At 67.1% G+C, this 8,372-nt stretch carries 9 protein-coding genes; 3 read left to right on the forward strand and 6 right to left on the reverse strand.

Features of this window, described 5'->3' with window-relative positions:
* Positions 1–3 precede the first annotated feature (3 nt).
* On the forward strand, positions 4–1,995 hold the full coding sequence (locus tag QLQ12_RS36250; RefSeq protein WP_407651671.1) for an ABC transporter ATP-binding protein: 1,992 nt from the start codon (positions 4–6) through the stop codon (positions 1,993–1,995).
* An 85-nt stretch (positions 1,996–2,080) separates the two neighbouring features.
* Here QLQ12_RS36250 and QLQ12_RS36255 read toward each other — a convergent pair whose 3' ends face one another.
* The 5 genes from QLQ12_RS36255 to QLQ12_RS36275 all read right to left on the reverse strand — a co-directional run bounded on the left by QLQ12_RS36255 (position 2,081) and on the right by QLQ12_RS36275 (position 5,277).
* Positions 2,081–2,383: a hypothetical protein gene (locus QLQ12_RS36255; protein ID WP_282765312.1), complete on the reverse strand. Its 303-nt coding sequence runs from the start codon at positions 2,381–2,383 to the stop codon at positions 2,081–2,083.
* A 172-nt stretch (positions 2,384–2,555) separates the two neighbouring features.
* Positions 2,556–2,873: a hypothetical protein gene (locus tag QLQ12_RS36260; RefSeq protein ID WP_282765313.1), complete on the reverse strand. Its 318-nt coding sequence runs from the start codon at positions 2,871–2,873 to the stop codon at positions 2,556–2,558.
* 193 nt (positions 2,874–3,066) lie between these two features.
* Positions 3,067–3,624, reverse strand: a complete 558-nt coding sequence (locus tag QLQ12_RS36265) for a dihydrofolate reductase family protein (protein WP_282765315.1) — start codon at positions 3,622–3,624, stop codon at positions 3,067–3,069.
* A 20-nt stretch (positions 3,625–3,644) separates the two neighbouring features.
* The gene (locus QLQ12_RS36270) at positions 3,645–4,556 is read right to left on the reverse strand and encodes an SMI1/KNR4 family protein (protein ID WP_282765316.1); all 912 of its coding nucleotides are present in this window, start codon (positions 4,554–4,556) and stop codon (positions 3,645–3,647) included.
* A gap of 64 nt (positions 4,557–4,620) precedes the next feature.
* Positions 4,621–5,277 carry a TetR/AcrR family transcriptional regulator gene (locus QLQ12_RS36275; RefSeq protein WP_282765317.1) on the reverse strand — a complete coding sequence of 219 codons (657 nt, stop codon included), beginning with the start codon at positions 5,275–5,277 and terminating at the stop codon, positions 4,621–4,623.
* 2 nt (positions 5,278–5,279) lie between these two features.
* On the opposite strand from QLQ12_RS36275, the gene QLQ12_RS36280 reads away from it, so the two are divergent.
* Positions 5,280–6,158: a CPBP family intramembrane glutamic endopeptidase gene (locus QLQ12_RS36280; RefSeq protein ID WP_282765318.1), complete on the forward strand. Its 879-nt coding sequence runs from the start codon at positions 5,280–5,282 to the stop codon at positions 6,156–6,158.
* Between the two features lie 264 nt (positions 6,159–6,422).
* Here the strand turns inward: QLQ12_RS36280 and QLQ12_RS36285 are convergent, their stop codons facing one another.
* Entirely contained in the window at positions 6,423–6,953 is a 531-nt protein-coding gene (locus tag QLQ12_RS36285; RefSeq protein WP_282765319.1) for a hypothetical protein, read from the reverse strand.
* A 206-nt stretch (positions 6,954–7,159) separates the two neighbouring features.
* On the opposite strand from QLQ12_RS36285, the gene QLQ12_RS36290 reads away from it, so the two are divergent.
* Positions 7,160–7,615: a hypothetical protein gene (locus QLQ12_RS36290; protein WP_282765320.1), complete on the forward strand. Its 456-nt coding sequence runs from the start codon at positions 7,160–7,162 to the stop codon at positions 7,613–7,615.
* The last annotated feature ends 757 nt before the right edge of the window (positions 7,616–8,372 follow it).

Consider the following 8,372-nt stretch of genomic DNA (forward strand, 5'->3'; position numbering starts at 1 on the left):
AGCATGTCCCACCTTTCGGCGAGGAGGACTGATCGAGTGAGCGCGCCCACGCACGAGACCCGTCATGGTGAGCCCGTCGTCTCCCCGCCGGGCGGCCCCGCGCACGAGTCGGTACTGCCGGAGCTACGGCCGATGTGGTGGGAGCAAGGCCTGCGAGCGCGGGTCGACGCCGGCCTGTTCGGCGTCTTCGCGGGCATGCCCCGCCTGGTGGTGGAGGCGTTGCGGATCAGCTGGGCCGCTGACCGGCTGCGCACCACGATCGTCGCGGCGGCGACGCTGGCCGCGGGGGTGATGGCCACGTTCGGGCTGCTGGCGACACAGCGGGTGCTCGTCGCCCTGTTCGCCGCCGGGCCGACGCCGGACCGGGTGCGGGCCGCTCTGCCGGCGCTGGCGTTGCTGGCGGTGGCGACCGCGGTGCGCGGTGGTCTCGGCATCGCGACCGGGTACGCGATGAACGGGCTGACGCCGCGGGTGAACCAGCGGGCGGAGCGGCGGCTGTTCGAGACCACCACGGCGGTACGTCTGGACGCGTTCGACCAGGACAGCTTCGCCGACAGCATGGAACGCGCCTCCCGTGGCTCCGATTCGGTGATCGACCTCGTCCAGGGCGTGCTGAACCTGCTGGCCGGTGTGGTCAGCCTGTGCGCGGTCACGGTCGCCGTGGTCGTGATCCATCCACTGCTGCTGGTCGCGCTGGCGGTGGCCACGGCGCCGAACGGCTACGCGGCGCTGCGCGCGGGGCATGTGAAGTTCCGGACCTATCTGGAGAGCTCGGCGCGACGGCGCCGGCTCTGGGTGCTGCACAGGCTGATGGCCGAGCGAGTGTCGGCGTCGGAGTTGCGGTCCTACGGTCTGCGGGGCTTCGTGCTGGGACTCTACGACCGGGTGATGGGCGCGCAGACCGCGGTCGAGATGGCCCTGGCCCGGCGGATGACCACCACGACCAGCCTGGGCGCGGTCATCAGCGGCCTGGCGTCAGCCGGCGTGTACGTGCTGCTGGGCGTGCTGCTGCTGAACGGCCGGATCCCGCTGGCGGCCGCGGCGACGTGCGTGGTGGCCGTGCAGGCGGCCCAGCGGGCGCTGACCCAGGTGACGTTCCAGACGGACCGGGTCTTCGCCGACGGGCAGCATTTCAACGAATACGTCGCCTTCCTCGACCGGGCCGGCGCCTACCTGCCGCGCCGGCCGGAGCAGGCGCCGCCGCGGCCCGGCCCGCTGCGGGAGTTGACCGTTCGCGGGCTCGGCTATCACTACCCGGACCGTGAGACCCCCGCGGTCGAGGACGTCACGGTGACGATCCGGGCGGGGGAGACGGTGGCCCTGGTGGGGGAGAACGGCTCCGGCAAGTCCACGTTGGCGGCGATGATCGCCGGTCTGCGCGACCCGTCCACCGGCGAGATCCTCTGGAACGGCCGGCCGCAGGCCGGCTGGGACGCCGCCGCGCTCGGCGCCCGGATCTCGGTGGTGCTTCAGGAACACCACAAGTGGCCGTTCACGGCCGCCACCAACATCGCCATGGGCGACATCGACACGCCGCTGGACCGGGCCCGGATCGAGGCGGCGGCGACGCTGGCCGCCGCCCACGACATGATCTTGGAGCTGCCGTACGGCTACGACACGCTGCTCGACCGCACCTTCGCCGACGGTCAGGACCTCTCCGGCGGGCAGTGGCAGCGCATCACCGCCGGGCGGGGGTTCCTGCGCGACGCCGACCTGCTCATCATGGACGAGCCGTCCTCGGCGCTGGACCCGCGCGCCGAGGACACCCTGTTCCAGGCGATCCGCGGGCGGCAGGGCCGGCGGACCACCATCCTGATCACGCACCGGCTGGCCAACGTGGTGCACGCCGACCGGATCTTCGTCATGCACCAGGGACGTCTGGTCGAGGAGGGCACACACCGGGAACTCATCGAGGCCGGCGGCCGCTACCAGGAGTTGTTCAGCCTCCAGGCGGCGGGATACCAGCCGCCGTCCGCCGCCGGTGAGGCGGCGTGACCCGCCGGGCCGCCGCTCGGTGCTCACAGGACATCACCCGCCGGATCGGATGACCCCCACCGGCCGCCTGCCCGCCTCGGCCTCGTCAACCACTGTCACACCGCCGCCGTCGTCGGCATCTCACGGGTACCGCGCAACGGCGACAGCAGAGCGGCAGGAACGCGGCGGTCATGCCGGCCGCGCCGATCCACAACACGGCGGGCGCGCCGAGCGCGGCTCCGAGAGCACCGCCGAACAGTCCCGCGAGCGGCATGCTGCCCCACTGGACGAGACGGACGGTGGCCCTCATCCGGCCCAGGAGCCGATCCGGCGTGGCGGTCTGTTGCGGGCCCGCCCGCGCGATCAGCGGGATCACGCCACCCATGGAGACCAGAGTCAGTCCGGCCACGCCCAGCCACAGCGGCCGACTACGCCCCGCCACAGCGGCCGGCCAGAGCCGGCAGGCAACTGGTGTAACCGACGTCGAACAGCACGGTCGCCAGGCCGTGCGCGAGGGCCACCCCGAAAAGCAACCCGACCGACGGTGCGGCGTCCGCCCCGACGATTGACCCTGGGAGCCGCTACCTCTTCGCGTTGTTGAAAGCGTGATCCAGCACCGCCAACATGACCTGGCGAGCCTCGTCCACCTCCGGGTACGGGCCGAGCATCAACTCGACGACCGCGCCGCTCGGCTTCTCCACCCACACCCCGAACCCGTCGGGATCGCGCGTCGACGCGCGTACCCCTACCGCAGCGGCTCCGGTCACGTTCACCGCTCCCACCACTCCGGAGTCCTCGGCGCAGCAGTAGAACCAGCCCAACGCGTGCGCCACCTCGCCCAGGTTCGCCGCATCGGCTGCATTGTGCTGCGCCGCCGTGATCCGGCCAGACTTCGCCATGGAGCCTCCGCTTAGTGATCGGGCTGTGCCTCTGCGTCTATTCCATGCGGTGTCTGGGGCGAGGTTCAACCTTCTGTCGGAAATGCGCGCATCAGGAGGTGACAGCGGAGTACGCCGAACCGAGTTCCTAATCCGCAGGTGTCTTCGTGTGAGCCGGCGGCGTTGGACTCCGGTGATTCAGTGCGCGTGTGATTCAGTGCGCGCGGCGGTAGTGCATGGCCACCACGCCGTTGCGGAGCGGTTTCGCCGAGAGCAGCTCGAGCCGGCGCGTGCCGGGAAGCCCGCCCTGGTACAGCGTCGGGCCGTGGCCGGCGATCCTGGGGTGGACGAGAAGCTTGTACTCGTCGATCAGGTCCAGCCGGTCGAGCTCGGTCGCGAGCTTGCCGCTTCCGAGGAGAACCCCGGCCGGGGTCGCGTCCTTGAGCTTCTGCACGCCCTCGCGCAGATCGCCGGCGATATGGTGGCTGTTGGTCCACGGGAAGTCTTTGCGCGTCGACGACACCACGTACTTGGGTTTGGCCTCCAGCTTGACCGCCCACGCGCGCAGGGCCGGCGGCGCCTCGCCGTCGCCGCGGGCGACGGCCGGCCAGGCGCTCTCCATCATCTCGTAGGTGACGCGACCCCACAGCATCGCCCCGCACTCGTCCATGAGACGGGTGAAGAACGCGTGCGTCTCGTCGTCAGCGATCCCCTCCTGATGGTCGACGCAACCGTCCAGGGTGAGATTGAGGCTGAAGGTGAGGATTCCCATGGCCAGCGACTCTAACGCCACTACGGCGTCGCGGCCCAGGCTGGCGTAGCGTCGGCGAGTTCGAGGTACACGCGCCCCGGGTCCCCACTTCGCGCCCAATGAAATCCGCCGGAAGACGCCGGGACCCACTCGCGTCCGATCGGCACCGCTACTCGCGCTCCGAACCAACTCACCGACCGCAACGGCCGATGCATGTCATCTGTCATGCCGACGAACGCGTATCGCCAGGTATTGGATCGACACCTGATCAGGGGGGGCGAATCGGCTGAGCCGATTTCGCACGGCGTCCATTTCAGGTGGCCCGTCGAACCGACCGCGGCCCGACAGACCTCAGTGCCTGCCGTATGGCCAGGGAAACGCTGGAACCAGCGTTCAGCGTGTGCGACTAGAGCCAGGTCACCGTGAAGGAGCGCTTTGCTCAAGTCGGTGAGCATGTCGGTGATGCTTTCCCAGTAGACGGCACTGTCCCAGGCCGATTCGTGGTCCCACACGCCGATGCAACCGTGCCATGGCCCCTCGCGTAGGTCGACGAACATGGTTTGGCCGCAATGGTCCTCAGCGATCGGTAGAAACAACTGATGAAAGGCGTAGCTCGGCGCTCCGGCGACCTCGGCCAACTCGTCAACGTCACCCAGCTCGTCGTCGTCCGCAGGCCACAGGTTGACAAGGAAGTCTCGGATTTCCAACGCGTCGGCAATCGGCAACGGTGTGTACAGGGGTGGGATCAAGGGGTCGAGCACCCCTCGATTCATCCCATCCGCCATCCGCCACCAATGCCGCAGCTCCGCAGGCACCGGCCTGCCCAAGGCCACTTCGACCGCCGACAGATCGTCATCGCTCGCGGGCGGACGAACAACATCCGCAGTCGCCGGCGCGTGGCAGCTTAGCCATTCGGTAATGCTGCGCCAGAGACCCTCGACGTCGCTCGGCATGCTCGCATTATGCCTGCATGAGGGACACCAAGCTGTTTCGTTTGGGCGTTGCGGCTCGGCGCGCCTACCGGTCCGCGACGAGGGCCAGTTGCCGGTGCACCGCAACGCGCAGGTCATCGGTGGACAGCCGATCCGGATAGGTGACCGCCTGCACTGTCAGCCCGTCGACGAACATGTGCAGGTGTTGGGCCCACGTCTCGAGATCAGCATCGGGCAGTTCGGCTCCAATCGTTTCCGGCATCGCGACGCCTCGGCGCAGGCTGACCGCGAGGCGGCAGATGTGCCGTGTGCCGGTCCAGGCCTTGCTCCGGAGCTCCTCCAGCGCGTCGTCGACGCGTGAGCGTATGAGAAAGGCGAGCCAGACGTCCGCTTCCACCCGGCGTTCCTGATCCACCGGCAGCATGGCCTCCAGCAGCAGCCGGGCGCGATTCGCGGCGTCGCTGTCCGACTGGAGGAGTGCGCGGACGCGGGCGCTGACGTTGCCGGCAACCGCCAGGGCAGCGAAGCGCAGCAGTCCTTGTTGGCTGTCGAAGTAGTACCGGAGCCCGCCCATGGAGACCCCGGCCTGTTCGGCGACCCGCCGTACCGTGGCGCCCTCGATCCCGTGCAGGCCTATGACAGCCCATACCGCCCGGACCAGGTCCGCACGGCGTTGGTCATGGTCGACAACCTTGGGCATCTCATCGTTATAGCACGCTTGTGCGGCATTGTTACCGTGCACGTGTGCGAAATAAAACCCGGTATCTCGGCACCGCCGTTCTTGTCGCCGGACTGGCAACGATCGCCACCTCCGCAGTAGTGCTTCTGCTGACCGGTGACGGGCAGGTGCGGTACTCCGCCGACCACGCTGACACCATCCCCTTCTGGCACCGGTGGGTGCCGGCAGTCGTCGGCATCGCTCTTATCCGGCTCATGCCCCCATGGACGACCCGCCTCGCCGTGCCAGAGGCGGTGAGCCGTCGGACCGGCACCCTGTGGATCGAGTCGCTGGTCCTGCTGGTATCGGCCGTGCTGTTCACGACGGGACTGCGACTGGCCGGTGGCGGCGAACCAGCCCACACGCTACTGAAGCTGCCGCTACTTCTCGGAGTGCCGGCGGTCCTGTTCTGGGCGGTGCGGCGCCGCAGCGGAGTCCACATGCACGTCGATCGCGATGGCACCATCACACCGTGGCGCCGCTGGGGACCGGCCGTTCCGGTGGTGGCCTGGCTCGTCCTGGCGTACGCCGGCCCGGTCGCCGTCCCTGCCCGCGGCCTCCCCGGAAACTCCGATGCCGTGACGGTGATAGCGACCGTAGTCATTGTTTCTGCCGTCAACAGCTTGCTGGAGGAATTCTTCTACCGCCGCTGGCTGCAGAGTCGCTGGGAAGCCCTGCTCGGCGCCTGGCCGGGCATCGTCCTCGCGTCCCTGCTGTGGGCTGTCTGGCACATCGGCATTCAGAGCACCGGCTCCCTGTCTGTCGACCTCGCGTCCTCCGCCGTCAACCAGGGCGTGCAAGGCCTCTTTCTCGGATACCTGTGGAGCCGGTACCGCATGATGTGGCCCCTTCTGACCGTCCACGGTGCCATGAACCTGGCACCGGCCATGATCGCTCTGCTGTGACGGCGGGCCGCCGTCGGATGGGTCGACCGACGGCCACGCGCATCCGCTCCTGCCGCTGTTGAACCAGCAGACTCGGCGGGAGCCATTCGTGGATCTTCGCGTCAAGATCTAGCGCGCTCTCATGGCGCCGAGCGTGCGCCGGGCGACTCGCGGGGCCGTGACGCTCGGTGACCGATCTCCCGGTTGCCAGACATGCTGAGCTGTCGATGTGAATGCCTCGGCATCTGCGTAGTAATGGGTGCGCCTCGACCGTGTACCGCCTGATTATTTGTACTTCCATTTAATACCCTTGGCGCGTCGTTTCGGGTTGCCGCCCTTATCGGTCTCGAAACGGGTAGCGGTTCGCAGCGTGTCCAGGGCCTCGGGCCCTCGAAGAATCGGCCACAATCTGCGAATCCACTGTGCGTTGTCATCGAGAGTCGCGCGCACGGCCTCACCGGTGTGCGCCTTCGAGCCGACAGTGTGGCGGGGCGCGAAGACCGCTGCCTCCACGAGTTCGTCGAGATCAGCTTGGACCGGCCCCTCGTCGGTGTCGAGCTGGACCCGCACCGAGATCCGCCTCCCGGCGCCGTCGCGAGTGTCGTCCTGTAGGAAGATCGAGATCGCCAAACCCGCGCCGCTGTAAGTGGCGCTCGGCAGAAGAACTTCGCTGTAGTCCGGTCCGTCGAGGCCGTACTCATCGACCAAAAATTGAAAGCGCTGCGTCACTTCCGCGCGAAACGACACCCCTTGTTTCCGCATCCATACCTCTAGCAGTCGGCGGTAATGTTCATTCATGTTATCCGGCTTGTTCAACGGTTGGCGCCCCTGGCAATCCGAGCCGACGGACCACGTGCAATGTTCTGCCGCCAAGCGGATCCGTCGGACAGCGGCGAGCCGTCACACTGCGTGGCCAAGTTCCGTATCACCCGGCGTCCTGAACGGCCGATGTGCGGATGTCGATGAGTCGGCATGGTGCCCGCCATCGGACTGAACATCCTGACTGCCGGTACCTTTCCTGGATGACCGAAGACGACGTTGCAGAGAGTGTCATCGATAGATTGCTCTGGGCGTTGGCGGCGCAGCTCAGCACATCCACAGAGCCGGCACTGACGCCTGATGCGATCGACGCACTCTCCAACTTGAGTAGAGCAGAGGCCAAGTTGATCTTCGGTCAGGCGGGCCATCTTGTTCACTACGGCGCGGATACCGAAGCGCTGGAGGCTCTCATCCACCTGATCACGGCTGTCCAGCGCGATGAAGCTCCCGTCGATGCCGCGGTCAAGCCGGGTGATCAAGTACGACTCGTGGGCGAACTGCCGGAGAGCCTTGCCGAGTACGACGAGACCAGCCTTCGCGAAACGGTATTCGTCGTCCGGTACGTCAGTAGGGCCCCGACGGTCGAGGTGCAGACGGATTTGACCGAGGATTACTTGATCGAGACGGTGCCGGCTACCGCCCTAAGACTTTCGAGCTAGAACACCGCCAGGCATCCGCTCATAGCCGCTGAGCGCGGACCTCGGCCGGGCGTTGGCTGTTCACGGTCGGTAGCCGACCTTGTCGAGTCTTGATGGCGCCGTGCCCGTTGCTGACGCGAGGTGCCAGGGCGAGTCGGGTGGCCGCGGGTCGACGCATCGCCGTCCGCGCTGTGCCGGTGATGTCCACGGGTGACAGAATCGCCACCATGCGGGTGGACGTTGCGATGGCGAGGATGGAATGGGCCCTTTTGCCCTACTACTGGTTGGCCGCCGTCTTCGGGATCCTGTGCTTCATCGCCACCGTAACGTTGAACGACGGTGCAGGTCGTCTCGGCGCCCTCGTATGGGTAGTGCTCGTACCGCTATGGACCACTCGATACATCCGGTACCGCAAGACACGTCGCGGTGACAGCTTCGAGAGATAGCCCCCACGCATACTGATCTAGCCACGATCCGCGCGTGCCTGCCGCAGCGCCTGTCACGGCGAGTAATCCAATGAAGCCGTTCTACCTTGACGGAATTGGATCGTCGGTGAGCGCTGAGACCTGAGCTTCTGGATCTTGATTCTGACACGGTGTCAGGGGGTTTGCTCTGTGCATGCGAATGACCGAGTACGTGACGCCGGGTGTGAGAGGGCGGTAGGAAAGATTAGGTCCGTTTCGTGGCGAGAGTGAATATTCCGGGTTCGTTCTCGATCAGGATTCCGCGGCTGACCATGCGTTTGAGTCGTGCCCGGGCACCTTCGACGTGCTTGGGG

The organism is Actinoplanes sandaracinus, from assembly GCF_030009775.1.
In the GTDB taxonomy this organism is placed as follows: domain Bacteria; phylum Actinomycetota; class Actinomycetes; order Mycobacteriales; family Micromonosporaceae; genus Actinoplanes; species Actinoplanes sandaracinus.